This window comes from Streptomyces sp. PA03-6a, assembly GCF_033792765.1.
In the GTDB taxonomy this organism is placed as follows: Bacteria; Actinomycetota; Actinomycetes; order Streptomycetales; family Streptomycetaceae; genus Actinacidiphila.
In genome coordinates, this window is record NZ_JARAVK010000135.1 from 1 (window position 1) to 25,087 (window position 25,087).

The following is a 25,087-nucleotide window of genomic DNA, read 5'->3' on the forward strand; positions in this document are numbered from 1 at the left end:
GACTGGGGACCTCCGCGGCCCGCCGTGGCGGTCAGCGCGCGGCCAGGACCGCCAGGCGCGCCGCGGAGGTCCCCAGTCCGGTCGGCCCGGTGGGCAGCCGGCCTCCCCCCACCGGGCGGCGCAGTTCCTCCTCGTCGTAGCGGCGGCAGCCGCGGTGCCAGGTCAGGATGCCCGCGAGCCAGTTCCGCAGCTCGCGCACATAACCGTCGAGCACCGCCCGCGCGTCTGCGCCGAGCCCGAAGTCGTCGTAGAGGACCGGGAGTTCGTTCGCGGCGACGTGCTGGAACTGCCGCATGCGCCCGGTCATCAGGTCGTGGACGACGGCGAGCGAGGCCTGCTCGTCGCAGTCGAAGAAGTTCTGCACGACCAGCAGGGCGTTGTGGATCTCGCCCTCGTACTCGATCTCCTTCTGGTACGAGAAGACGTCGTTCATCAGGCAGGCGTAGTCGGCGGCGGAGTTCTCCAGCGACCGCATCGGCCCGCTGCGGTAGACCTCCTCCGGCACCCGCTCGCCGTGGCCCAGCCGGCACAGGCTCATCGTCAGGTCGGAGCCGAAGGTGTGACGGCGCATCTCCAGGTAGTCGACCGGGTCGGGGATGCGGTTCTGCGCCTGGTTGGCCAGTTCCCACAGCCAGCCGGCGGTCATGTTCTCGACGGCCGTGCGGAAGCGGCGCCGCGCCTGCGGCTCCATCGGCCCGGCCGTCCGCGCCCACAGGTCGGCCAGGCTCCGCTCCAGGGCGCTGACCGGGGCCGGGGTGGCGGAGCCGTCGACCGGCATGAAGGCCGACAGCCGCTCGTTGGCCGCGCGGGCGCCGGCCAGGTCGCGGGTGCGGCCGTACACGGCGGGGAACCAGTCGTCGGCGTAGGTGCCCCAGGTGAGCCAGTCCGAGGTGAGGTCCAGCCCCTCGGGGGTCGCGTCGGGGTGGATGCCGGCGGCGCAGAGCGGGAAGTCGAAGGCGGTCAGCTTGTGCTCGTCCCACACGTGGGAGTGCGGGACCCCGGGCTGCGGCAGCAGCAGGCCCATCCGGTGCGCCCAGTCGACGACGTGGCGCCGGGCGGCGTCCAGGTGCGGGCTGAGCGTGGCCGGGAAGGGCATGTGGAAGTCGGGCAGCGGTGTCGGCCCGGTGCGCCGCGGCACATGGGTGAAGCCCCGGGCGCGGGCGGCCTCGGCGCGGCCGGTGGTCCGCACGGTGCCCGCCGACAGCCCGAGCCCACCGGGCAGCGCGAACGGCGACCACCCGGCGTCCGCGGCCCCCGCCCCGCCGCCGTTCATGTAGCGGCTGGAGCGCATGTGCCACTCGTGGCCGCCGGACTGCCAGTCCTGCAGGCCCTTCGCGTACGCCAGCACCCGCGCGCACTGCTCCGGGTCGAGCGCGTGCTCGGCGAACAGCGGCGGCAACTCGGTGAGCGCGGTGTTCTCGAACTGCTGGAGCCGGGAGGTCAGCAGGTCGTTGACCGACTCCGCGGCCTCCTGCGTCGTACAGCCGAGGAAGGTCTCCAGGACCAGCACCCCGTTGCTGAGCTCGCCCTCCTCCTCCGTCTCGCGCTGGTACGAGAAGAGGTCGTTGCGCAGGTGCACCGCGTCGGAGAAGGCGTCCCGCAGCACGAGCAGCGGCCGCGCCCCCGCGACGGCGGCCGGCACCTCGGCTCCGGCGGCGTACTCCACCAGCCCCGCCGACCAGGGCGCGCCGCCGACCTTGCGGCGCATCTCGATGTACTCCACGGGGTTGGGCACCCGGCCCGCGTTGATGTTGGACAGCTCCCACAGGGACTCGTTGAGCAGGTGCTCGGTGCTCTCGGCGAAGCGCCTGCGCCAGTCCATGGACATCGCCGGCACCGTGCGCGCCCACAGGTCGGCGAGGCCCGCCTCCACCGGGTTCCGCGGCTCGGGCATGCCCTGCGCCAGGTCCATCGGCATGAAGGCCGGCAGCCGGTCCAGGTACGCCTTGCCGCCCTCGCGGTCCTGCGTGCGCTTGAACGCCTCCAGGAAGTGGTCGTCGAAGAAGAAGACCCATACGTACCAGTCCGTCACCAGGGACAGGGCCGGTCCGGAGCAGTCCGGGTGCGTGTACGCGCACAGCAGCGCGTAGTCGTGCGAGTCGAGGTCGCCGGTGTCCCAGATGCCCGAGCCTTCCAGCATCCCCATCTCCCGCGCCCAGCTGCGGGAATGCTCCCGGGCCCGCTCCACGTGGGGATTGAGTCGCGCCGGGTGCGGCAGGTAGAAGTCGGGCAGTTCAAATGGCTGCGTCACTCGTTCAGCGCTACCCGGGGCCGGGGGCGCTATCCGGCATGACGGACAACCCATACGAACGGGTGAAAACACCCTGGGAACACCCCGGGAACGGCCGGGGAGGCCGGCCCGTGCGCCGGGCCGGCCCCCGTCGTCCGCGGAGGTCAGGCCCGCTTGGGGTGCTCCCCCCAGCTCCTGCACAGCGCCCAGATGACGAAGACGTCGATGGCGATGACGATGATCGCCCACACCGGGGTGTACGGCATCCACGCGAAGTTCACGACGATGTTGAACGCGGCCAGGGCGACACCGGCGACCCGGGCCCAGTCGGGGGCGTTCTGGAGCAACGCGGCGCCGACCACGATGACCAGCACGCCGAGCACGAGGTGGATCCAGCCCCAGGCCGTCAGGTTGAACTTGAAGACGTAGTCGCCCAGCCGGACCCAGATGTCGTCCTGCGCGATGGCCGAGATGCCCTCGAAGATCATCACGACACCGGAGACGATGAGCAGCACACCGGCGAAGGTGGTACCGCCCGACGCCAGGCCCGAGTGCGGGCGCCCGGTGACCGGCTGTGTCTGCTGGCTCATGAGATGGCTCCCGTCCCTCGCCGCCCGGGCTCGCTGCCCGGACACTCCACACGGTCCGCCCGGCCGGTGCGTACGGCCATCCGCGCTGCGCCGTCCGGGTGACCCAGGGGCGGCAAACCCCGGCAGGCGAGATCATCGGTGCATGACGACCACACTCCACCTCGCCCAGCAGCCCGAGGCCGACGCCCTGCTCTCCCGCAGTCCGCTGGCGGCCCTGGTCGGCATGCTGCTCGACCAGCAGATCCCCATGGAATGGGCCTTCTCCGGCCCCTGGACCATCGCGCAGCGCATGGGCCGCGACGACCTCGACTGCGGGGAGATCGCGGCCTACGACCCCGAGGCCTTCTCCGAGCTGCTCTCGCAGAAGCCCGCCGTCCACCGCTACCCGGGATCGATGGCCAAGCGGGTCCAGCAGCTGTGCCAGTACCTCGTGGAGCACTACGACGGTGACGCCGAGGCGGTCTGGCGCGAGGTGTCCGACGGCCGCGAGCTGCTGACCAGGCTCAACGAGCTGCCCGGCTTCGGGAAGCAGAAGGCGCAGATCTTCCTGGCGCTGCTGGGCAAGCAGCTCGCCGTGACGCCGAAGGGGTGGCGCGAGGCCGCGGGCGCGTACGGGGAGCGGGGCTCCCACCGGTCGGTCGCCGACATCACCGGCCCGAAGTCGCTGGACAAGGTGCGGGCCTTCAAGCAGGAGCAGAAGCGGGCCGCCAAGGAGGCGAAGGCCGCGAAGGGGTCCTGACCCTAACGACGGCGGCGCTTGGACGTGCCGAAGAGGGACCGGGTGATCTCCCGCCCGAGCTGGGTGCCGATGGAGCGGGCCAGCGACTGGAAGACACCGCTGCCCATCACCTGCTCCACCACACCCGTCCCCTCCTCCGGCCGCTCCCGGCGCCCCCGCCCGGCAGGCACCGGTGCGGACGGCCGCACGGGCGCCGGCGCCTGACGCCCGGCCAGCCGCTCGTACGCCGACTCCCGGTCCACCGCCTGCGCGTAGCGCCCGTACAGCGCCGAGTTCCCGATCGCCGCGTCCATCGCCGCGGGGTCGGCGGGGCCCATCAGCGACCGCGGCGCCCGCAGCCGCACCGCGGCGACCGGGGTGGGGGCGCCGTCCTCGTCGAGGACGGTGACCACGGCCTCGCCGGTGCCGAGCCCCGTGAGCAGTTCCTCCAGGTCGTACGGGGAGGTGGGGAAGGTGCGCACCGTCGCCTTGAGCGCCTTGGCGTCCTCCGGGGTGAAGGCGCGCAGTGCGTGCTGGACCCGGTTGCCGAGCTGGCCGAGCACCTCGGAGGGCACGTCCTTCGGGGTCTGCGTCACGAAGAAGATGCCGACGCCCTTGGAGCGGATCAGCCGCACGGTCTGCGTGATGGCCTCCAGGAAGGCCTTGCTCGCCCCGGTGAACAGCAGGTGGGCCTCGTCGAAGAAGAAGACCAGCTTGGGCCGGTCCAGGTCGCCGACCTCCGGCAGGTCCTCGAAGAGGTCGGCCAGCAGCCACATGAGGAAGGTGGAGAACAGCTGCGGCCGGTCCTGCACGGCGGGCAGTTCCAGCACGGAGACGACGCCCCGCCCGTCGCCGTCCGTCCGCAGCAGCTCGGCGGTGTCGAACTCGGGCTCGCCGAAGAAGGCCCCCGCCCCCTGTGCCTCGAAGGCCGTCAGCGACCGCAGGATCACCCCGGCCGTCGCCGGCGAGACCCCGCCGATCCCCTTCAGCTCCGGCTTGCCCTCGTCGCAGGTGAGGAAGGTGGCCACGGCCCGCAGGTCCTTCAGGTCCAGCAGTTCCAGGCCCTTGGTGTCGGCGTAGTGGAAGATCAGGCCGAGCGACTGCTCCTGCGTGGTGTTGAGCCCGAGCACCTTGGACAGCAGAACGGGACCGAAGCTCGTCACCGTGGCCCGCAACGGGATGCCCCGGCCCATGCCGCCGAGGGCGTAGAACTCGGCGGGGCAGCCGGCCGGGCTCCATTCCTGGCCCACCTCGGCGGCCCGCCGGGCAACGCGGTCGCCGGGCACCCCCGGGGACGAGATGCCGGAGACGTCGCCCTTGACGTCGGCGAGGAAGACCGGCACGCCCTGCGCCGAGAGTTGTTCCGCGACGAGCTGCAGCGTCTTGGTCTTGCCGGTGCCGGTGGCCCCCGCGACGAGCCCGTGCCGGTTGAGCACCGCCAGCGGGACGCGCACGGGCGCCTCCGGCAGCACCCGGTCCTCCCACAGCAGGGCGCCGAGTTCGAGGGCCGGCCCCGTGAAGGCGTACCCCTCGGCGATGGCCCGGGCGGTGCCGGGCGGGCTCGGCGTGGTCATGGGCTGCTCCACTGCTCCCGCTATCACCGTATTTGCCCACCATCGCACTCCTGCGCCGTTGCTGCGCCCGTACGCCCTTGCCCGGTAGGCTTTCCGTGTGATCTTCAAGCGCATCGGAAGCGGGCGGCCGTACCCCGACCACGGCCGGAAAAGCACCCGTGAATGGGCGGACGTCGCCCCACGTCCGGTACGCCTCGACCAGTTGGTCACCACCAAGGGCAACCTCGACCTGGAGACCCTCCTCGCCGAGGACTCGACCTTCTACGGGGACCTGTTCGCGCACGTCGTGAAATGGCAGGGCGACCTCTACCTGGAGGACGGGCTCCACCGGGCCGTGCGCGCGGCGCTGCAGCAGCGCCAGGTGCTGCACGCCCGCGTGCTGGAGATGGACTGACCCCCGGACCGCTCCGCGGGCCCGTCTCCGCCGGGGGACTCCTTCGCCCTTTCGGGTTCAAGTGCCCCTCATTGGCCCCGATTGGTTGATCGTTTAGTAGGCCCGGACGCCCGATCGCACTACGCTGCGCACATGAGCATGCTGACGCCCCCTGGCATGGGCGGAAAGTACCGGGTCACCGGGAACCAGTACCCCCGGATGCGCCGCCCCCGGAGCAGGGTGCGCATCGTGGCGGTCGTCGTGACGACCGTCGCCGTTGTCGGCCTGGCCGGCTGGGGCACGCTCCAACTGGTCGACGTCTTCGGCGGCAAGTCCACGCCCGCGAAGAACGCCGCGGCCAAGGCAGAGAACGCCGCCAAGGAACGCACCTGCAAGGCGGCGGCCGCACCGGGCTCGGCCTCGACGGTGCCCACCGCCTTCCCGGAACCCGGGGAGCTCACGGTCAACGTCTACAACGCCACCGCCAAGGGCGGCCTGGCCAAGGACACCGCCGACGAGTTCGCCGCACGCGGCTTCAAGGTGGGCACCTTCGGCAACGCCGACCCCGAGTACGACCGCAAGGTGCAGGTGGCCGCGCTGCTGATCGGCGGCCACGGGCCCAAGGCCGAGGCCGCGATGAAGCTGGTCGGCGCCCAGGTCAAGGGCACGGTCACGCTGAAGCCCGCGGCCGCCGGCTCCAAGCGCCCCACCGGAACGGTGGACGTCATGCTCGGCAAGGGCTTCACCAAGCTCTCCGGCGACAAGGCCGTCGAGAAGGCCCTCGCCGCCCTGGCCCGGCCGAGCGCGGCGCCGAGCGCCGGCGCCTGTTAGGCCCACGGTTCCCGTCGCGTCGTACGACGGGACCGGCCGCCGGGGCATGGGCCCCGGCGGCCGGTTCCGCGTGTCGTGGGACGACCGGTGTCAGCCGGCCGTGCCGTAGAGGCGGTCGCCCGCGTCGCCGAGGCCAGGGACGATGTAGCCGTGCTCGTTGAGGTGGTCGTCGACCGCCGCCGTGACCACGGTGACCGGCTTGCCGGCGAGCGCGCGCTCCATCGCCTCGACGCCCTCGGGGGAGGCGAGCAGCACCACGGCCGTCACGTCGTCGGCGCCCCGCTCGATCAACAGGTCGATCGCGGCGATCAGCGTGCCGCCGGTGGCCAGCATCGGGTCGAGGACGTACACCTGCCGCCCGGACAGGTCCTCCGGCATGCGGGTGGCGTAGGTCTTGGCCTCCAGGGTCTCCTCGTCGCGGATCATGCCGAGGAAGCCGACCTCCGCGGTCGGCAGGAGGCGCACCAGGCCCTCCAGCATCCCGAGGCCGGCCCGCAGGATCGGCACGACCAGCGGACGCGGGTGGGACAGGCGCACGCCCGTGGTGTCCGCGACGGGGGTGCTGATGTCCACCTGCTCGGTGCGCACGTCACGGGTCGCCTCGTAGGCGAGCAGGGTGACCAGCTCGTCGGCCAGCCGACGGAAGGTCGGCGAGTCGGTGCGCTCGTCGCGCAGGGTGGTGAGTTTGTGCGCCACCAGGGGGTGGTCGACGACGTGGATCCGCATGTCCACGACTCTAACGTTCGGCCTGTCCCCCGGCCCGCCCGGTCCGTGCGGCCGGTCACGCTTCGAACCACCCGGGAGGGGGAATGCGTGCCCTTACGCCCGGACCTGTCCCGGCCGGGCACGTGGATCTCTAGGGGTGGTGCCCCATGGCGGAGCGCGGCAGCGACGGCGCCGGCGCGGACGACACGGGCGACGCCCGTACGCAGCAGGATCGCGACGCCGAACGCAGACGGCGGCGCGCCATGTTCCTGCGCGAGCTCAACGAGGCCAAGGAACTGCGCGACCGCGTCCAGCCACGCCGGGCGCGCGCGGCACGCGCACGCCAGCAGATGCGGATGCGGACGTTCCGCTGGTAGTCCCCAGGTCGGCACAATGCCCCCACCTGGCGGGCGCCGAGGGGGTCCCCGCAGGCCGCCACGCGGAAAAAAGCCGGAAGGCCTCTCACGACGCAGCGCGGAAGACCCTTCGCAAAGCCGAGGTTTCTGCCACGATGCCGAGTGTGGGCGGGGACCTGCGCCAGATCATTCGACTCCCGCCCGAAAGTCCGGACGGCCTGAGACCTGTGGGAGAGTCACGGTGTACTTCGCCGCACTGCTCGCGCGCACCGAGGACGGTTGGGAAGCGCGCGAGACCGATCTCGACGATGTGGAAACCCTCGGCGACCTGACCGACTTGGCCCGGGCGGCTTCAGCCGGGGAGGATACGGTCCTGGTCTTCATCGAACAGGAGGACGCCTGGTTCGGCGTCGTCCGCGTCGACGGGGAGGAGGACCCGCGGATCTACGTGTCCGACGCCGCCGCCGCGGCGCGCAGCTCGTACGGGGAGATCCTGCTCACCGACGAACTGCTGGGCCGCGACCCGGAGGACCTGGACGAGATCGTCGACCTCGACGGCACCGAGGAAGGTGACGCCGACGAACTCGACGACGACGTGGTGCCCGGCCCGACGGAGGTCCACGTCCCCGTGGGCCCGCTCGGGGACGCCGAGCTCCTCGCGGACTTCGGCATGAGCGACAAGGAGCTGCTGGCCCTCAGCGGCGACGGCGCGCTGACCGGGGAGGCGCTCGGGGAGATCGCCGACTCGCTGGGCTGCGCCGACGTGCTGGAGGCGGTCCGCTGACCGCGCCCGACCCGCTGCGCGACCCCTGGGTCGCCCCGATGCGGCTCGCCCTGGAGGAGGCCCGCCTCGCCCCGCGCACCGGCGACGTGCCGGTGGGCGCGGTGGTGCTGTCCCCGCAGGGCACGGTCATCGGGCGTGGCCGCAACGAACGCGAGGCGGTCGGCGACCCGACCGCCCACGCGGAGGTCCTCGCCGTCCGCGAGGCCGCGAAGGCGCTCGGGGAGTGGCGGCTGACCGGCTGCACACTGGTGGTGACCCTGGAGCCGTGCACGATGTGCGCGGGGGCCGTCATCGCCTCCCGCCTCGAACGCGTGGTCTACGGCGCGCTCGACGAGAAGGCCGGGGCGGCGGGCTCCCTGTGGGACCTCGTCCGCGACCGCCGGCTCAACCACCGTCCGGAGGTGATCCACGGCGTGCTCGCCGAGGAGTGCGGTGAGCTCCTCACCCGCTTCTTCCGGTCAAAGGATTTCGGAGCACACCCGGACGTCCGCTAAGCTCTCTCTCGGTAGCGTGTCCGAGCGGCCTAAGGAGCACGCCTCGAAAGCGTGTGAGGGGGCAACTCCTCCGTGGGTTCAAATCCCACCGCTACCGCTCTGAACTGGTGAGGGGCGGCGCCTGGGAAATTTTCCCGGGTGCCGCCCCTTGTCGTGGTCTCGTTTCTGGTCTCAGTTGGCCGGCACGAGGGCTCCTGAGGAGGCGTCGTCGTCCTCCCCCGATCCATCCGGCAGGGAGCCCCACAGAGTGCTTCCGAGCCGGAATACGGCCACCACCGAGGGAGACATGCGCACCCGCTCTGTCACATCGGTTGTCGCCATCACCGTCCTCGCCGGGCTCACCGCATGCAGCACCTCCCCTCAGCCGCAGGAGTCTCAGGGCCACGTCGCCCCGTCCCGACCTTCAATGACGTCGACCGCTTCACGCTCCGGCCCGGGCGACGTTCCGATGCCCAACTTCCTCGGCGGCAACGTGAAGCGGGCGGTCGAGCAGATCGGCCCCGACGCTGACGTGCAACTCTTCGACGCGAGCGGAGAGCATCGCACGATCGGGGACGGCGATGCATGGAAGATCTGTAGTGCGAAGACGACTCCCGATCAGCTCATCGTCTTCGGCGCAGTCATGAGTAACGAGAACTGCTGACGGTTGTGTCAGCAAGTCGGCCGCGGGCCCCGCTGCGGCAGCACTCAGCATCGCAGTGCCGCTGTACGGAACCGATGACGCCGCCAGGGGACCATGCGCAGGACAGCTACCCCCCACCGTGGGGGCTGGTCGCAACCGTTCGGCACGCCGGCCCACCGCCACCGCCGCGAGCGACGACCCCCCGTGGTACCCGCCCCTTCCGGACCGGGCGTTCTCGGCGTTTTCCGGCCTTCCGAACCCGCTGTGGCGAGCGTCACACACGGAGCGGGGCGGGCCCGTGGATCACCCGCAAGGAGGCCTTCCGTCACCCGGTCTGATTGGGCCATCCGGTGGATACACTCCAGCCATGGCGCAGGCGAAGAAAATCACCATGTACGTCATCGTGGCTTTCGTGCTCTATACGATCGTGACATCGCCGGCCCGCGCAGCCGATCTCGTGCAGATAGGCTTCCAGGGCATATCGGACGCCGCCAAGGGCGTCGGGGAGTTCATGACCGCGCTGGTCAACTGACCGGCCGGGAGCCGGTGAGGAGCACAGCACCGTGATACGCCACCTGGTCCTTTTCAAGCTCGGCGAAGGCGTGGAGCGCGACGACCCGCGGGTCGTGGCCGGCGTCGACGCCTTCGAGCGGCTCGGCGGGCAGATCCCCGAGCTGGCCTCCTGGGAACTGGGCTGGAACATCTCGGACCGCCCGATCGCCTACGACTTCGCCATCAATTCCTCGGTGGCGGACGCCGACGCGCTCAAGACGTACCTGGAGCATCCCGCACACCAGGCCGGGGTCGCGCTGTGGCGCGAATTCTCCACCTGGGTGGTCGCCGACTACATGTTCGAGTGACCCCCCGCGGCGGCCCCTCGGGCCCCGCTCCTGCCGTACAGCCCTCCGCCCGCCGGGCGGAGGGCTTTTTCATCGAGGGCCGCGCCTCACTTGCACACAGTCCACATGAATTGTGATGCTATGACCGCTTTTGCCGGATGAGTGGACCGATGAGGAGTGGCATGTCCGTGTCGGCCCGACCCGCGTCACCATCGACCTCCGGAGACGGCAGCGGGACCGGTACGACCACCGGCGGCGGCAATCGCGGCGGAAGCACCAACAGCAACGCGGTGGAGGCGCGGGCGCTGACACAGGTGCTGTTCGACCAGCTGTCGGGGCTGGAGCCCGGCACCCCGGAGCACTCCCGGGTCAGGGCCGCCCTCATCGAGGTGAACCTGCCGCTGGTGCGGTACGCGGCCGCCCGCTTCCGCAGCCGCAACGAGCCGATGGAGGACGTCGTCCAGGTCGGCACGATCGGGCTGATCAACGCCATCGACCGCTTCGACCCGGAACGCGGGGTGCAGTTCCCGACGTTCGCGATGCCGACCGTGGTGGGCGAGATCAAACGTTACTTCAGGGACAACGTCCGCACCGTTCACGTCCCGCGCCGGCTGCACGAGCTGTGGGTCCAGGTCAGCGGCGCCATCGAGGACCTGACGGTGGCCCACGGGCGCACCCCCACCACCGCGGAGATCGCCGACCGGCTCAAGCTCTCCGAGGACGAGGTGCTGGCCTGCCTGGAGGCCGGGCGGGCGTACCACGCCACGTCCCTGGAGGCGGCCCAGGAGGGCGGCGACGGGGCGCCCGGGCTGCTGGACCGGCTCGGCTACGAGGACCCGGCCCTGACCGGCGTGGAGCACCGGGACCTGGTGCGGCACCTGCTGGTGCAGCTCCCCGAGCGGGAGCGGCGGATCCTGCTGCTGCGCTACTTCGGCAATCTGACGCAATCGCAGATCAGCGCCGAACTCGGGGTTTCGCAGATGCACGTCTCCCGGCTGCTCTCGCGCAGCTTCGCCCGGCTGCGATCCGCAAACCAGCTCGAATCGTAACCCTTAAGGACTACCCACCCCCCGGGAAATAAGTCGACATGGCGCTACAGCGCGTTGCCGACATGTGACATTCTGCGGGAACTGCGTTTGTCGCGGTCCGGCCTCCGGTATTCCAGTGGGGGAACGAACCGTCGCCCGCGACACCCGTCCGCGACCTCAAGGGGGTGGCATGTCCGTAGAAGTGGGCAGTCCGAAGGTGCTGAACTCCGACGCGCCGCACGATGCTCCTGACGACAAGGCCATCGACACCGCCGGCACCGCCGTCGCCGACACCGCCGCCGTCGACAGCACGATCGAGGCCATCGACACGAGCGTCGACACCCGCACGCTCTCCCGCTCGCTGTTCCTGCGGCTCGCCGAGCTGCCGGACGACAGCCCGGAGCGGACGTACGTACGGGACACGCTCATCGAGCTCAACCTGCCGCTCGTGCGTTACGCGGCGGCCCGCTTCCGCAGCCGCAACGAGCCGATGGAAGACATCGTCCAGGTCGGCACGATCGGGCTGATCAAGGCGATCGACCGCTTCGACTGCAACCGCGGGGTGGAGTTCCCCACCTTCGCGATGCCCACGATCGTCGGCGAGGTGAAGCGCTTCTTCCGCGACACCTCGTGGTCGGTGCGGGTGCCGCGCAGGCTGCAGGAGCTGCGGCTGGCGCTGACCAAGACCAGCGACGAGCTCGCCCAGCGGCTGGACCGCTCGCCCACCGTCTCCGAACTCGCGGCGGCGCTCGGCGTCTCCGAGGAGGACGTGGTCGACGGCCTGGCGGTCGGGAACGCGTACACCGCGAGCTCGCTGGACTCGCCGCCCCCGGAGGACGACGGCGGCGAGGGCTCGCTGGCCGACCGGCTGGGCTACGAGGACACCGCGCTGGAGGGCGTGGAGTACCGCGAGTCGCTCAAGCCGCTGCTCGCCCAGCTGCCCGCGCGGGAGCGGCGGATCATCATGCTCCGCTTCTTCGCCAACATGACGCAGTCGCAGATCGGCGAGGAGGTCGGCATCTCCCAGATGCACGTCTCCCGGCTGCTGACCCGGACCCTGGCGCAGCTGCGCGAGGGACTGACCGCCGAGCAGTAGGGCGGGGCCCGGCGACGGAAGGACCGGGCGGTTCATTCCTGACGGTTCGTCAGTACACTGGCGGGATGGTGCACATACCACCGGGCCGCCGGGGCGCGCTGGCCGCTGCCTCGGCGGCCGTCGTCTGCCTGGGTGCCTTCGCCGCGCTGGGCCCGGACTGCGAGGGCAACGGGCCGGGCTACGTGGCCGTCGGCGCCCCGGGCCCGGCGGGCGGCCCCGCGGTGAACGCCCCGCCCTCCGGCGACGTGGACCTCGTGCCGCTGGACGGCCGTACGGGCTCCCCGGCCGGACCCGGCCGGACGGCGCCCACCGCGCCGGGCGCACCGGCCGGCAGCGGCGGCGCGGGCTCCTCACCTCCGGCGGACGTACCGGAGGGGCCGGACAGGCCCGGCGCCACGAGCGGCCCGCCGCGGCCGGGCGGCACCGCGCCGCCCGCGACGGCCTCCGGCGGCTCCACCGCGCGGCCGGCCCCGGGCGGTTCCGCGTCCGTCCCGTCCCCACCGGCGACCGGTGCGCCGGCGCACCTGGTGGTGAGTGCGGTCGAACGCACGGCGGCCGCCGACCGCTGGTGCGAGAAGGTCACCGTCACCCTCGCCAACACCGGGGATCGTGCCGCGACGACGGGCACCGTCACCTTCGGCACGCACGTCATCGGCCTGCTGGGCGTCGACTGGGCCACGCTGCGCAGCAGTCGTGCCGCACCGGTGCCGGTCCCCGGCGGCGGCAGCGCGAAGCGCACCTGGGAGGTCTGCGTCGAGGCGTGGCGGGTGCCGCTGGGCATGCACGTCGAGACCCGGGACGTCTCGGTCGCGGACTCCTGAACGCCGGTACGCCCCGGGGACGCGGAGGCGGGGACCGGCCCGTCCCGGGACCGGCCCCCGCCTCCCCGGGGAGGAGCGGTGGTGCGCTCAGCCGGCCAGGTAGGAACGGATCTCGCCGAGGGTGCCGGTGTCGCTGAGGAACCCGATGTGGGTCGTGCACGCCACCAGGTGGTTGTTCGCGCCGCTCAGCGGGGTGCTGGTGTACGGGATGATGATCCCGTCGCACGGCGAGTACCAGGTCGCGTAGACCGTGCTGCCCGGCGTCTCGTCACCGCTGCTGATGGTGCGGACGAAGGACGAGCCCGGCAGCATCTCGACGCAGGACGCGTAGATCACGCAGGCCGAGGCGTAGGTGGTGCCGTGGTTCGCGCCCGCCACCGAGGCGACCCGGCGGACGGAGGAGGTGCCGCCGAGCTGCGTGAGGTACCACTGGGTGACCAGGCCGCCCATCGAGTGGTTGACGATGTCGACCTTGGTCGCGCCGGTGCGGGTCAGCACCTGGCGCACGTAGCTCGCCAGCCCCGCGGCGCTGGTCTTGTTCGACTGGGCCCAGTTGTACTCGTACGCGAAGAGCTCGCTGCGGCTGTAGCCGCCGGCCACGAAGACCGACTCCGCGTAGTCCCAGTTGCTCGCGCTGCCGGTGTAGCCGTGCACGAAGACCACCGGGGTGTGGGTCGCGGCGTTCGCGGTGCCGGGCATCACGAAGGTGCCGAGGCCGACGGCGGCCGCCACGGTGAGCAGGATCGCCCATATTCGTCGCATCTGAACTCCTTGTCGTGGGGGTCGACAGGAGTCTCCGAGCGGCACGCGGGCGACGGACCGGTGGAATCACCAGTGTCTTCCTGTCATGCACGGAACATGATGCAGGACCCTTCCCTCCCGGTGGACGCCAGCAGACACTGGCGTCATGGAGGCCGGACGGAGCGACCCCGCCGCGTGGCCGCCGGCGCTGTACGGCCGGGACCGCGAACGCGCCCTCCTGGACGCCCTGTCGGACCGGGCCCGGCAGGGCGGGGGACGGGCGCTGCTGCTGCTCGGCGGACCGGGCACCGGACGCACCTGCCTGCTCACGGGCGCGGCGCGCACCGCCGCCGCGGCCGGTGCGACCGTGCTGCGCACCGACGGCGTACGGGCCGAGGCGCGGGTCCCGTTCGCGGCACTGCACCGCACCCTGCTGCCGGTCGCCCCGCGCGTGCGGGCCGTACCGGGGCCGTACGGCGTGGCGCTCACGGAACTCCTCGCCGGGCGGGTGCCCGCCGGGGGCGAACTCGCGCTGGGCGCCGCGCTGTCCGGCCTGGTGGCCGGACTCGCCCGCCCGGCACCGCTGCTGTGGTGCGTGGACGACGCGCAGTGGCTGGATCCCGCGACGCTGCGCGCGCTCGGCATGGCGGCGCGCCGTCTCACGGGCCTCGCGGCCACCGTGCTGTTCGCCGCCGACGAGGGCTGCCCCGCCGCCGGAGCGCTGGAGGACCTGGACGTCCTGCGCCTGCGCCCGCTGGCACCGGAGGCCGCACGCCGGATGCTCGCCGACCGGTTCCCCGGGTTGCCGCCGCGCGGCGCGGACGCGGTCGCGGTGCTCGACCTGGCCGCGGGCAACCCGCTGGCCCTGGTCGAACTGGCCGGGGCGGCCGTGGACGGGCGGCTGCCGGAACCGCCCGCGCTGCCCGCGGGGAGCCGGCTGCGGGAGCGGCACCGGCAGCGCTTTCACGCCCTCACGCCGGGCGCCCGCACGGTGGTGGCGCTGCTGCTCTGCGGCGGGCCGCTGGCCGTACCGGTGCTGGAGTCCGCCGCCCGCCGCTGCGGGCTGGGCGCCGGCAGTGTCGAGGAGGCCCGCGCCTGCGGCCTGGTCGACCTGCGCGACGGGACGGCGACCGTGCCGGGACGGCTGCTGCGCGCCTCGCTGGCCGCACTGCTCTCCCCCGCCGACCGGCTGGCCGCGCACGCGACGCTGGCCTCGGTGCTGGACCCCCCGGCTGCCCGGCTCTTCCGGGCGCTCCACCGGCTCGGCCGGTCGGCCGGCCCGTCGCCGGACACCGAACGGGAACTGGAGGCCGCGGCCGGGGCCGCCCGCAGGTCCGCCGGTCATGCCGCGGCCGCCGCCGCGTGGGAGCGGGGCGCCGAGGCCACCGCCCGTCCGCACACCCGGGTCCGGTGGCTGGTCGCGGCCGCCGCCGACGCGCAGGCCGCCGGGGAGACCCGCCGGGCGCGCGGACTGATGCGCCGGGCCGGCGCACAGGGCGGCCCGGCGCCGGGCGGGGCGCCGGGCGCCCTGGTCCAGGGCGAGATCGAACTGCGCGACGGGGTGCCCGCCGTGGCCTGCCGCGACCTGACCGCCGCGGCCGGCCGGTTCCCCGCCGACCGGCGCGCACCGGCCGTAAGGGCCTTGATGCTCGCCGGCGAAGCGGGGTGCGTGGCGGGCGACTTCGCCGCCTTCTTCGGCCTCGCCGAGCGTGCCGGCGCGCTGCGCCGCAGCGACGACCCGCCGGAACAGCGCCTGGTCTTCGACCACTTCGCGGGGCTCTCGGCGACCTTCCGGGGCCGGCACGACCGCGCGCAGTGGGCGCTGCGGCGGGTGGTCCGGCTCGCCGAGACGCTTCAGGACCCGGAGTCCGCGATCTGGGCCGCCCAGGCCGCGTACACCCTGGGGGACGCCCGGCGGGCGCACGCCCTGGCGACCGCGGCCGTGCACCGGGCCCGCCGGCAGGGCGCGGGCGCACTGGTGCCCGCGGCCCTGGTCTACGAGGCGCTGTGCGCGCTGGCGCTCGACCGGTACGCAGCGGCCGGGGCGGCCGCCGAGGAGGGGCTGCGGCTCGCGGAGGCGACCGGCCAGCGCAACCTCGCCGTCGACCACCTCGCGGTCCTGGCGCTGCTCGCGGCCCTGCAGGGCGACAGCGTGACCGCCGGGCTGCGGATGGCGGCCGCCGAAGGAGCCGTCGCGTCACGGGGGCTGGGCCGCCCCGGGGCCTTCAACTGCTGGGTCTCGGCCTGCGCGGACCTCGCGGCGGACCGGCCCGCCGACGCGCTGTCCCGCTTCGCCCGCATGCGCGGCGGCGCGGGCCAGGTGAACCTGGCGGTCCGGGGGATGGCCGCCCCCCACTTCATCGAGGCGGCGGTGCGCTGCGGACAGCGGGCGAAGGCCGCGGGGGCGCTGCGCGCGTACGAGCACTGGGCGGCGGCGAGCCGCAGCAGCGTACGACTAGCCCTGGCGCACCGCTGCCACGGGCTGCTGGCGGAGGACGACGCGAGCGCCGTGGACCACTTCCGGGAGGCGCTGCGGCTCCACCAGGACGACGACACCGTCCTGGAGCTGGCCAAGACGGAGCTGTTCTACGCCTCCCGGCTGCGGCGCACCCGCCGGCCCGGCGAGGCCCGGGGCCTGCTGCGGGACGCGGTGGCGGTGTTCCGGCAGTTCGACGCCCGCCCCTGGGCGGAACGGGCCGCGGCCGAACTGCGGGCCGCCGGGGACCGGGTGGGCCCGGTGGACCGGGAGCCCGGGGGCCGCCGGGAGCTGACGGCGCAGCAGAGGAGGATCTCCGAGCTGGTGGCGCAGGGCGCGACCAACCGCGAGATCGCCGACCTGCTGCTGCTCAGCACGCGCACGGTCGAGTACCACCTGCGGAACATCTTCAGCCGGCTCGGGGTGCGCTCGCGCGTCGAGCTGGCCTCGCTGTTCCGCTGAGCGGGGGCGGGGCCGCCGGACGCGGACGCGGGCGCACGACGGCCGCCGGACGGCCGGCGACCGCCGGCGTCCGGTGTCAGTGGACGTGGTGGGGTGGTGCGCCCGTCAGGCGACCGCGAACCAGACCACGGCGGCGATCACGACGACGGCCGCGACGATGCCGACGATCAGCCCGGTCTTGTTGCCGCCCGCGGCCTGGGCCTGGGCGGGCTCCTCGTCGACGAAGGCGCGGAACATCTGGGTGTTGCCGGCCGGGTCGTAGTTGTTGTCAGGGGTAGTCATGGGGCAGGACCCTAGCGAAGTCACGCTGCGCCGGTCACCCCCGCCCCGTCGTTGGGAAGGGGAACACCCCGGGAATACCGCTCGTCCCCGCCGTGTCCAAGACCACATGGCACTCATCGGCAACTCTGATCTCGACGTCTTCCCCCTCTGCCTCGGTGGCAACGTCTTCGGCTGGACCTCGGACGAGGCGACCTCCTTCGAGGTGCTGGACGCCTACGCGGAGGCGGGCGGCAACTTCGTCGACACCGCTGACGTGTACTCGGCGTGGGTCCCCGGCCACACCGGTGGGGAGTCCGAGACCGTGATCGGCTCCTGGCTCGCCAAGCGCGGCCGCCGCGACGACGTCGTCGTCGCGACCAAGGTCGGCTCCCACCCCGACTTCAAGGGGCTGAAGGCCGCGACCGTCAAGGCCGCGGCGGAGGAGTCGCTGCGCCGCCTGGGCACCGACCGGATCGACCTCTACTACACGCACTACGACGACCCCGCGACCCCGGTCGAGGAGATCGTCGGCGCCCTGGACGAGCTGGTCCGCGAGGGCAAGGTCCGCCACGTCGCGGCCTCCAACATCAGCCCCGAGCGGCTGTCGGCCTCGCTGGAGTTCGCCGAGCGCGAGGGCCTGACGAAGTACGTGGCGCTGCAGCAGCACTACAACCTGGTGGAGCGCGGGAGTTACGAGGGGCCGCTGCGCGAGGTCGTCGAGGCGCACGGCCTCGCCTCCGTGCCGTACTTCGGTCTGGCGCGGGGCTTCCTCACCGGCAAGTACCGGCCCGGGGTCGCGGTGGACAGCCCCCGGGCGGAAGGCGCGGGCGCCTACCTGGAGTCGGAGCGCGGCCCGCGGGTGCTGGCCGCGCTGGACGAGGTCGCGGCGGCGCACGGCGTGGAGCCGGCGAGCGTCGCACTGGCCTGGCTGCGGACCCGGCCGACCGTCGTCGCGCCGATCGCCAGCGCCCGTACGCCCGCGCAGCTGACCGCGCTGCTGGCTTCGGCGCCCCTGGAGCTGACCGCGGCAGAGCTGGAGCGTCTCACGGAGGCATCTGCCTGACCTGCGGCTTTTACCCGAAGACCCGTCTCCCTTGACCGGAGGCGGGTCGTTCCTTTTGGAGGTTTTTACCCGAAAGAATTTGCCTGCAGCAACCAACGTTCCTAAGGTTGCTTGAGGCAACCAATAAGAGTGGGAAGCGAGGCGCCATGGCGACGCAGGAGCAGTTCGCGGAGCTCGCGAGCCAGCTGCGTGCGATCCCGGTGGTCGCCCGCGAACTCAGCCGGGCCTGTCCACCGCAGTGCCCGCCGTCATCGCTCGGCGTGCTCTCGGTGATCAGCCGCCACGGCGAGATGCGGATGAGCCGGCTGGCCGAGCTGCTGGAGGTCGACATGTCGGTCACCAGCAGGCACGTGGCCCACCTCGCCGAGCGCGGCTGGATCGACCGGCTGCCCGACCCCCACGACAAGCGGTCACGGTTGCTGCGCCTGACCCCCGGCGGCACGGACATGCTGCGCGCCGCCCAGGACGGGGTCGCCGAGGCGCTGGCCCACCACCTGAGGGACTGGCCGGACGAGGACGTCACCGAGTTCTCCCGGCTGCTGGACCGGCTGCGCAGGGACTTCGCCGCCGACTGCCGCCCCCGTACACATTCCACGACGTGAAGAGGATGACGATGGCAACAACCGCACCACCGACCGGTGTGCGGGGGACCGATGCCCACGCAGGACACGCGGCCCCCATGTCGCACCGGCAGATCATGGAGGCCCTCACCGGGCTGATCCTCGGCTTGTTCGTGGCGATCCTGTCGTCCACGATCGTCTCCAACGCCCTGCCGAAGATCATTTCCGATCTGAACGGCGGGCAGAGCGCCTACACCTGGGTCGTCACCGCCGCCCTGCTCTCCACCACCGCCACCACCCCGCTGTGGGGCAAGCTCTCGGACCTGTTCAGCAAGAAGCTGCTGGTCCAGCTGGCGCTGGTGATCTACGTGGTGGGCTCGCTGGTCGCGGGCCTGTCGCAGAACGCCGGGATGCTGATCGCCTGCCGTGTCGTCCAGGGCATCGGCGCCGGCGGTCTGACCGCGCTGACCCAGGTCATCATGGCCGCGATGATCTCCCCGCGCGAGCGCGGCCGGTACAGCGGCTACCTGGGCGCGGCCTTCGCCCTCGGAACGGTCGGCGGCCCGCTGCTGGGCGGCGTGATCGTCGACACCGACTGGCTCGGCTGGCGCTGGTGCTTCTACGTCGGCGTGCCCTTCGCGATCGTCGCGCTGATCGTGCTGCAGAAGACCCTGCACCTGCCGGTCGTCAAGCGCCGGGTCAAGGTCGACTGGGCGGGCGCCTCCTTCGTCACCGCCGCCGTCAGCCTGCTGCTGGTCTGGGTGACCTTCGCCGGCGACAAGTACGACTGGATCTCCTGGCAGACCTACGCCATGGTCGCGGGCGCCGTCCTGCTCGTCCTGATCTTCGTCCTGGTCGAGTCCCGCGCGAGCGAGCCGATCATGCCGCTGCGGCTGTTCCGCAACAAGACGATCAGCCTGACCTCGGTCGCCTCGCTCTTCGTGGGCACCGCGATGTTCGGCGCCACGGTCTTCCTCAGCCAGTACTTCCAGCTGGCGCGCGGCGAGTCGCCGACGATGTCGGGCGTCATGACCATCCCGCTGATCGCCGGCCTGTTCGTCTCCTCCACGGCCTCCGGGCTCATCATCACCCGCACCGGGCGCTGGAAGGCGTTCCTGGTCTCCGGCGGCGTGCTGCTCACCGGCGGCCTCGCCCTGCTGGGCTCCCTGCGGGCCGACACCACGTACTGGCACCTGGCGCTCTTCATGGCGCTGCTGGGCCTCGGCGTCGGCATGATGATGCAGAACCTGGTGCTGGCCGTGCAGAACCAGGTGGGGGCCGCCGACCTCGGTGCCGCCAGTTCCGTCGTCACCTTCTTCCGCACGCTCGGTGGCGCGATCGGCGTCTCCGCGCTGGGCGCGGTGCTCGGCAACCGTGTGACGCACTACGTCAAGGACGGCCTGGCCGCCCTGGGTGTGAAGTCCACCGGTGAGTCCGACGGCGCGATCCCGGACCTGGCCACGCTGCCCGCACCGATCCGCCACGTCGTGGAGAGCGCGTACGGCCACGGCGCCGGCGACGTCTTCCTGGTCGCGGCCCCGGTGGCGTTCCTCGCGCTGCTGCTGGTGCTGTTCATCAAGGAAGTGCCGCTGAAGACCGCCAGCGGCCTGCAGCAGGCAGCCGGTGTCGCCGGCCACGCCGAGCAGACCCCGGTCATACCCGCCCAGGCCCCCGCGGCCGAGGCCGCCGAGGCGGTCGGCGTGCCCGCGCCGCCGGCCCCGCTGCCCGCCGAGGGCACCACGGTCCACGGCCAGGTACGCAACGCCGAGGGCGCGGGCGTGGAGCGGGCCACCCTGACCCTGATATCGCTCACCGGCCGGCAGCTCGGCCGCGCCTCCACCCGAGCCGACGGCGGCTACACGCTGACCGCGCCCGGCGCCGGCTCGTACGTCCTCATCGCCGCCGCCGACGGCCACCAGCCGCAGGCGTCCACCGTGGTGGTCGGCGAGGAGCCCGTCCCCTACGACGTGGTCCTGGCCGGCACCAGCGGACTGACCGGCACGGTGGTCGCCGAGGCGACCGGGATACCCGTCGCGGGCGCCATGGTCGTGGTGACCGACGTGCGCGGCGAGGTCCTCGCCACCGGCGGCACCGGCCCAGACGGCGCCTTCGGCTTCCAGGACCTGCCCGCGGGCGACTTCACCCTGGCCGTCAACGCCACCGGCTACCGGCCGGCCGCACTGCCGGTCGAGGTCGCCGGCAACGGCCCCACCCACGTCGAGGTCCCGCTCCGCACCGGAGCCCGCCTGCAGGGCACCGTCCTCGGCGGCGCCGCCCGCACACCGCTGCCGGAGGCCCGCGTCACCCTGATCGACGCGGCCGGGAACGTGGTGGCCACCGCCACGACCGGCACCGACGGGGCCTACGCCTTCGGCGACCTGGACGCCGGCGAGTACGCGCTGGTCGCCGGCGGCTACCCGCCGGTGGCCACCCAGGTCACCGTCGGCAACGACGCCACGGCCGGCCACGAGGACGGCTTCGACGTCGAACTGAACCACCCCGAGGGGTGAGCCATCGGCCGGTCCGTGCGCCTGCGGAGACGCACGGGCCGGTGAACGGGGGACAGCGGGTCCGGTCGGACGGCCGGGCAGGGGACGGCCCGGGCCGTCCCGGCCGGACCCGGCCGGGGGAACGCACCGAAGGGCGAGCGAGGTACATGAACACGACGGCAGGAGCCGGGCTGCGCGGGCGGATCCGGACGAAGGACGGTTGGGCGGTACCGCACGCCGTGGTGACCGTCACCGACATGACCGGGCAGCAGATCGCGCGGGAGGCGGCGGACGCCGAGGGCGCCGTGCGCACCGCCGCGCTGGCCCCCGGGGCGTACACCGTGATCGTGACGGCCGTGGGTTACCGCCCGGCCGCCGCGACGGCGCTGGTGACCGCCTCCGGCTCGGCGGACCTCGGGACCCTGCTGCTGGGCCGCGCCGGCGGCCTCGAACTGCCGCCACCCGGACCGTGGACGATCGACCCGGCGCACTCCGAGGCCGGCGCGGTCGCCCAGCACCTGGGCCTGTCCACCGTGCACGGCCGCTTCAGGACCTTCGCGGGCCGGATCGACGTCGCGGAGCAGCCGCTCGCGTCGTCCGTCGAGGCCGTGATCGACGCCGCCTCGATCGACACCGGCAACGGCACCCGCGACGAGCACCTGCGCTCCGCCGACTTCCTCGACGTGCGGGAGCACCCCACCGTCAGCTACCGCAGCACCTCGCTGGAGCCGTCCGCCGGCGACCGGTGGACCGTCCACGGGGAGCTGACGATGCGCGGGATCACCCGCCCCGTCGACCTCGACCTGGCCTACCTGGGCACCGGCCCGGACGCCTGGGGCGGCGTGCGCGCCGCCTTCCGCGCGACGGCCGAACTGCGCCGCGAGGACTTCGCGATGAACTGGAACCAGGTCGTACGCGCCGGGATCGCCACCATGGGGACGACGCTGAGGGTCACCCTCGACATCCAGGCGGTCCAGGGGACGGCCCTCCCCGCCGTCCGGCCGCGGGAAGCATAGGCTGCCGTCCATGGCTGCCTACATCGCGACCAATACCAGCGTGCAACTCGACCAGTTGCTGGAATTCGTACGACCGCGCCACCGCGCCCTGCTGCTGACCACGCGCGCCGACGGCCGCCCCCAGGGCTCCCCCGTCGCCTGCGGGGTCGACGACGCGGGGCGCCTGGTCGTCTCGACCTACCCCGAGCGGGCCAAGGCCCGCAACGCCCGCCGTGACGCGCGGGCCTCCGTGATCGTCCTGTCGGACGAATGGGACGGCCCCTGGGTCCAGGTCGACGGCACCGCCGAGGTCATCGACTCCCCCGACTCGGTCGAGCCGCTGGTGGAGTACTACCGAAACATCGCGGGCGAGCACCCGGACTGGGACGAGTACCGCGCCGCCATGGTCAGGCAGGGCAAGTCCCTGGTGCGCGTGACCCCGGAACGCTGGGGCCCGATCGCCACGGGCGGCTTCCCGGCGCGGCTGGCCCCGAAGGACTAGGCCGTGTCGTCAAAGGAGCGCCGGCCGCCCGGAGGGCGGGCCCAGCGGCGTCTGGTGCGGTGCATCGCAAGGCGGAGAGTCGTCCTCGTAGTGGGCTACTCGGACGATTCGACAACGCAGCGAGGTGCCGTGCCAGGCGCCGCTGGACAGGCGGGACTTTGACGACACGGCCTAGGACCCGGCCCTGGGGTACCGGATGCCGGAAGGGGGCGGCGGCCCGGTGGCCGCCGCCCCCTTCCACGTCCCACGACCTGGGTTCAGCTCGGGTCGGTCAGGTCGTAGACGGTCGTTCCGCCCAGGGTGGTGGAGCCGAAGTTCTCCTCCACCCACGAGCTGATCTGCAAGGAGGTGCCGCTGCCGCCGCGGCCGCCGCCCCCGCCCATGCCGCCGGAGGCGATGAAGTAGTGGATCTTCCCGGCGGCCACGTACTCCTTGAACCGCTCCAGCGTCGGGGACGGATCGCTGCCGTTGAAGCCGCCGATCGCCATCACGGGCTTGCCGGTGGCCAGCTGGTAACCCGCGGCGTTCTGGGAACCGATGGCGGCGGCCACCCAGGTGTACGCGTCGGCGTCCTCCAGCAGCGCCTCCCTGGTGGCGTCGGCCACCTGTGAGCCGCCCAGCAGTCCGCCGAGGCCCCCCGCCGCTCCGCCGCGGCGGTTCTCGCCGCCCGCACCGCCACCCGTACCGTTGCCGGGGAAGCCCTGGCCCTGACCCTGCCAGCCCTGGCCCTGCTGCCCGTTGCCGCCGGGCATGCCCCCGGGGAAGCCGCCGGGGCCGCTTCCCGGGAAGCCCTGACCGCCCTGGCCCTGCCGTCCGTCGCCGTCCGGCGTACCGCCCGGGAAGCCGCCGCGCATGCCCCCGCCCTGCACCGCCGGGCCCGCCGTCACGATGGAACCGGTGTGCGCCGTCCCGACGGTCTGCACGGTGTACGCCAGCGGCCCGCCGAGGGCCGCCACCAGGCCGGCCGCGGCCGCGAGCGGCGCGAGCCGCCGGAGCAGCCGGGCCCCGAGCAGCAGCCCGCCCGCCGCGATCCCGGTGACCGGCACGGCGTACCGCACCCAGGGGTACCAGTCGGCGGAGCGCCCCAGCAGGACGTACGACCAGACCGCCGTGAGCACGACCGTGCCCGCGAGGACCGCCGCGGCCGCGGGGTGCGCGCGCCGCTCCCACAGCATCGCCGCGCCCATTCCGGTCAGCGCCGCGATGTAGGGCGCCAGGGCGATGTTGTAGTACTGGTGGAAGATCCCGGACATGAAGCTGAAGGTCAGGAAGGTGAAGATGAGCGCACCGCCCCAGGCCAGGAAGGCCGAGCGGCCGGTGTCCGTGCGCGGGGCGCGCCGGGTCAGCCAGAGTCCGGCGACCAGCAGCACGAGGGCCGCGGGCAGCAGCCAGGCGATCTGACCGCCCATGTCCGAGCCGAACAGCCGGCCCCAGCCGGTCTCGCCCCACTGTCCGCCGCCGTTCGGGCCGCCGCCGCCCCCGACCGAACCGGTCTCGTCGCCGGTGATCCGGCCGAGGCCGTTGTAGCCGAAGGTCAGCGACAGGAAGCTGTTGTCCTGCGAACCGCCGATGTAGGGGCGGGAGGACGCGGGCCACAGCTCGACGATCGCGACCCACCAGCCGCCTGACAGGACGGTCACCAGACCGGCGAGACCGAGCTGCGCGAAGCGCCGCTTCACCGTTGCCGGAGCGCAGACGGCGTACACCAGCGCCAGCGGCGGCAGGATCAGCCAGGCCTGCAGCGTCTTGGTGAGGAAGCCGAGGCCGAACGCGACGCCGGCGAGCACCAGCCACTTCGTACGGGCGTCCTCCAGCGCCCGCAGGACGCAGTACACCGCCGTCACCATCAGCAGGCACAGCAGCGCGTCGGGGTTGTTGAAGCGGAACATCAGCGCCGCGACCGGGGTGAGCGCCAGGGCCAGTCCGGCGATCAGGCCGGCGGCCGGCCCGGAGCGGCGGCGCACGGCGGCGTGGAGGACGCCGACCGCGGCGACCCCCATCAGCGCCTCGGGCACCAGGATCGCCCGGGAACCCAGGCCGAACAGCCGTACGGACAGCGCCATCGGCCACAACGCGGCCGGGGGCTTGTCGACCGTGATCGAGTTCGCCGCGTCGGACGAGCCGAAGAAGAACGCCTTCCAGCTCTCACCGCCCGCCTGCGCGGCCGCCGAGTAGAAGCTGTTGGCGTAGCCCGAACTGCTCAGGTCCCACAGGTACAGCACGGTCGTGAGGGCCAGCAGCGCCAGCAGGGCGGGCCGCGCCCAGCGCGGGTCCTGCGGCCGTCCGCGCCACAGGCGAACGGCGGTCCCGCGGGGGCGGCCGGTGCCGCCGCCCTGCGGCGCGTGGTGCGCCGGGGGCGCCACCGGAGCCGGGGCACCCGCCGGGACGGGGCTGCGTTTCCTGCTCTTCCGCGCCTGGGTCTTCCCCGACCGGACGGGCGGCCCCCGGCCCGTAGCGGTCGCGGATCCCACCCGGGA

At 73.0% G+C, this 25,087-nt stretch carries 25 protein-coding genes and 1 tRNA gene; 19 read left to right on the plus strand and 7 right to left on the minus strand.

Annotation, left to right across the window (positions count from 1 at the left end):
- Positions 1–31: 31 nt before the first annotated feature.
- Positions 32–2,251, minus strand: a complete 2,220-nt coding sequence (locus PV350_RS28130) for a family 2 encapsulin nanocompartment cargo protein terpene cyclase (protein WP_500336736.1) — start codon at positions 2,249–2,251, stop codon at positions 32–34.
- A gap of 143 nt (positions 2,252–2,394) precedes the next feature.
- Positions 2,395–2,820 (minus strand): DUF7144 family membrane protein, encoded by a 426-nt coding sequence (locus PV350_RS28135; RefSeq protein WP_499513006.1) that lies wholly within the window; start codon positions 2,818–2,820, stop codon positions 2,395–2,397.
- A 142-nt stretch (positions 2,821–2,962) separates the two neighbouring features.
- Between PV350_RS28135 and PV350_RS28140 the strand changes: the two genes are divergently transcribed.
- On the plus strand, positions 2,963–3,559 hold the full coding sequence (locus PV350_RS28140) for an HhH-GPD-type base excision DNA repair protein (protein WP_499513005.1): 597 nt from the start codon (positions 2,963–2,965) through the stop codon (positions 3,557–3,559).
- Between the two features lie 2 nt (positions 3,560–3,561).
- On the opposite strand, the gene PV350_RS28145 is transcribed toward PV350_RS28140, so the two are convergent.
- Positions 3,562–5,112, minus strand: a complete 1,551-nt coding sequence (locus PV350_RS28145) for a helicase HerA-like domain-containing protein (RefSeq protein WP_499513004.1) — start codon at positions 5,110–5,112, stop codon at positions 3,562–3,564.
- A 97-nt stretch (positions 5,113–5,209) separates the two neighbouring features.
- Between PV350_RS28145 and PV350_RS28150 the strand changes: the two genes are divergently transcribed.
- On the plus strand, positions 5,210–5,506 hold the full coding sequence (locus PV350_RS28150; RefSeq protein ID WP_499513003.1) for a type II toxin-antitoxin system VapB family antitoxin: 297 nt from the start codon (positions 5,210–5,212) through the stop codon (positions 5,504–5,506).
- 132 nt (positions 5,507–5,638) lie between these two features.
- The gene (locus PV350_RS28155) at positions 5,639–6,316 is read left to right on the plus strand and encodes a LytR C-terminal domain-containing protein (RefSeq protein ID WP_499513002.1); all 678 of its coding nucleotides are present in this window, start codon (positions 5,639–5,641) and stop codon (positions 6,314–6,316) included.
- Positions 6,317–6,406: 90 nt separating this feature from the next.
- Here PV350_RS28155 and upp read toward each other — a convergent pair whose 3' ends face one another.
- A complete protein-coding gene (gene upp, locus PV350_RS28160; protein WP_499513001.1) occupies positions 6,407–7,042 on the minus strand; it encodes a uracil phosphoribosyltransferase in 636 nt (211 codons plus the stop codon).
- Between the two features lie 146 nt (positions 7,043–7,188).
- Between upp and PV350_RS28165 the strand changes: the two genes are divergently transcribed.
- The 10 genes from PV350_RS28165 to PV350_RS28210 all read left to right on the plus strand — a co-directional run bounded on the left by PV350_RS28165 (position 7,189) and on the right by PV350_RS28210 (position 13,061).
- On the plus strand, positions 7,189–7,398 hold the full coding sequence (locus PV350_RS28165; RefSeq protein WP_499513000.1) for a hypothetical protein: 210 nt from the start codon (positions 7,189–7,191) through the stop codon (positions 7,396–7,398).
- A gap of 220 nt (positions 7,399–7,618) precedes the next feature.
- On the plus strand, positions 7,619–8,161 hold the full coding sequence (locus PV350_RS28170; protein ID WP_499512999.1) for a tRNA adenosine deaminase-associated protein: 543 nt from the start codon (positions 7,619–7,621) through the stop codon (positions 8,159–8,161).
- Between the two features lie 38 nt (positions 8,162–8,199).
- Entirely contained in the window at positions 8,200–8,655 is a 456-nt protein-coding gene (gene tadA, locus PV350_RS28175) for a tRNA adenosine(34) deaminase TadA (RefSeq protein ID WP_499512998.1), read from the plus strand.
- A gap of 10 nt (positions 8,656–8,665) precedes the next feature.
- Positions 8,666–8,752: transfer RNA gene (locus PV350_RS28180), tRNA-Ser, on the plus strand.
- Positions 8,753–8,941: 189 nt separating this feature from the next.
- Positions 8,942–9,298 (plus strand): hypothetical protein, encoded by a 357-nt coding sequence (locus tag PV350_RS28185; RefSeq protein ID WP_499512997.1) that lies wholly within the window; start codon positions 8,942–8,944, stop codon positions 9,296–9,298.
- A gap of 346 nt (positions 9,299–9,644) precedes the next feature.
- Positions 9,645–9,809, plus strand: a complete 165-nt coding sequence (locus PV350_RS28190) for a hypothetical protein (protein WP_018558266.1) — start codon at positions 9,645–9,647, stop codon at positions 9,807–9,809.
- A 31-nt stretch (positions 9,810–9,840) separates the two neighbouring features.
- Complete coding sequence (locus PV350_RS28195) at positions 9,841–10,137, plus strand: Dabb family protein (protein WP_499512996.1); 297 nt, start codon at positions 9,841–9,843, stop codon at positions 10,135–10,137.
- A 161-nt stretch (positions 10,138–10,298) separates the two neighbouring features.
- Positions 10,299–11,165 carry an RNA polymerase sigma factor SigF gene (locus PV350_RS28200; RefSeq protein WP_499512995.1) on the plus strand — a complete coding sequence of 289 codons (867 nt, stop codon included), beginning with the start codon at positions 10,299–10,301 and terminating at the stop codon, positions 11,163–11,165.
- Positions 11,166–11,334: 169 nt separating this feature from the next.
- On the plus strand, positions 11,335–12,240 hold the full coding sequence (locus PV350_RS28205; protein ID WP_499512994.1) for an RNA polymerase sigma factor SigF: 906 nt from the start codon (positions 11,335–11,337) through the stop codon (positions 12,238–12,240).
- A gap of 65 nt (positions 12,241–12,305) precedes the next feature.
- The gene (locus PV350_RS28210; RefSeq protein WP_500336741.1) at positions 12,306–13,061 is read left to right on the plus strand and encodes a hypothetical protein; all 756 of its coding nucleotides are present in this window, start codon (positions 12,306–12,308) and stop codon (positions 13,059–13,061) included.
- Between the two features lie 87 nt (positions 13,062–13,148).
- Here PV350_RS28210 and PV350_RS28215 read toward each other — a convergent pair whose 3' ends face one another.
- Complete coding sequence (locus PV350_RS28215) at positions 13,149–13,823, minus strand: esterase/lipase family protein (protein WP_499512992.1); 675 nt, start codon at positions 13,821–13,823, stop codon at positions 13,149–13,151.
- Between the two features lie 145 nt (positions 13,824–13,968).
- Here PV350_RS28215 and PV350_RS28220 point away from each other — a divergent pair, with 145 nt between their 5' ends.
- Positions 13,969–16,740, plus strand: a complete 2,772-nt coding sequence (locus PV350_RS28220) for a helix-turn-helix transcriptional regulator (protein ID WP_500336743.1) — start codon at positions 13,969–13,971, stop codon at positions 16,738–16,740.
- Positions 16,741–16,845: 105 nt separating this feature from the next.
- Here PV350_RS28220 and PV350_RS28225 read toward each other — a convergent pair whose 3' ends face one another.
- Positions 16,846–17,022: a hypothetical protein gene (locus PV350_RS28225; protein WP_499512990.1), complete on the minus strand. Its 177-nt coding sequence runs from the start codon at positions 17,020–17,022 to the stop codon at positions 16,846–16,848.
- A gap of 106 nt (positions 17,023–17,128) precedes the next feature.
- On the opposite strand from PV350_RS28225, the gene PV350_RS28230 reads away from it, so the two are divergent.
- The 5 genes from PV350_RS28230 (at position 17,129) to PV350_RS28250 (ending at position 22,610) form a co-directional block, all read left to right on the plus strand.
- Positions 17,129–18,064 (plus strand): aldo/keto reductase, encoded by a 936-nt coding sequence (locus PV350_RS28230; protein WP_500336745.1) that lies wholly within the window; start codon positions 17,129–17,131, stop codon positions 18,062–18,064.
- Positions 18,065–18,210: 146 nt separating this feature from the next.
- Positions 18,211–18,666: a MarR family winged helix-turn-helix transcriptional regulator gene (locus tag PV350_RS28235; protein WP_499512988.1), complete on the plus strand. Its 456-nt coding sequence runs from the start codon at positions 18,211–18,213 to the stop codon at positions 18,664–18,666.
- 77 nt (positions 18,667–18,743) lie between these two features.
- Positions 18,744–21,134 carry an MFS transporter gene (locus PV350_RS28240; RefSeq protein WP_500336747.1) on the plus strand — a complete coding sequence of 797 codons (2,391 nt, stop codon included), beginning with the start codon at positions 18,744–18,746 and terminating at the stop codon, positions 21,132–21,134.
- 146 nt (positions 21,135–21,280) lie between these two features.
- Positions 21,281–22,129, plus strand: a complete 849-nt coding sequence (locus PV350_RS28245; RefSeq protein ID WP_500336748.1) for a YceI family protein — start codon at positions 21,281–21,283, stop codon at positions 22,127–22,129.
- A 10-nt stretch (positions 22,130–22,139) separates the two neighbouring features.
- Positions 22,140–22,610: a PPOX class F420-dependent oxidoreductase gene (locus PV350_RS28250; RefSeq protein ID WP_499512985.1), complete on the plus strand. Its 471-nt coding sequence runs from the start codon at positions 22,140–22,142 to the stop codon at positions 22,608–22,610.
- Between the two features lie 257 nt (positions 22,611–22,867).
- Here the strand turns inward: PV350_RS28250 and PV350_RS28255 are convergent, their stop codons facing one another.
- A complete protein-coding gene (locus PV350_RS28255; RefSeq protein ID WP_500336750.1) occupies positions 22,868–25,081 on the minus strand; it encodes an ArnT family glycosyltransferase in 2,214 nt (737 codons plus the stop codon).
- Positions 25,082–25,087: the final 6 nt, after the last annotated feature.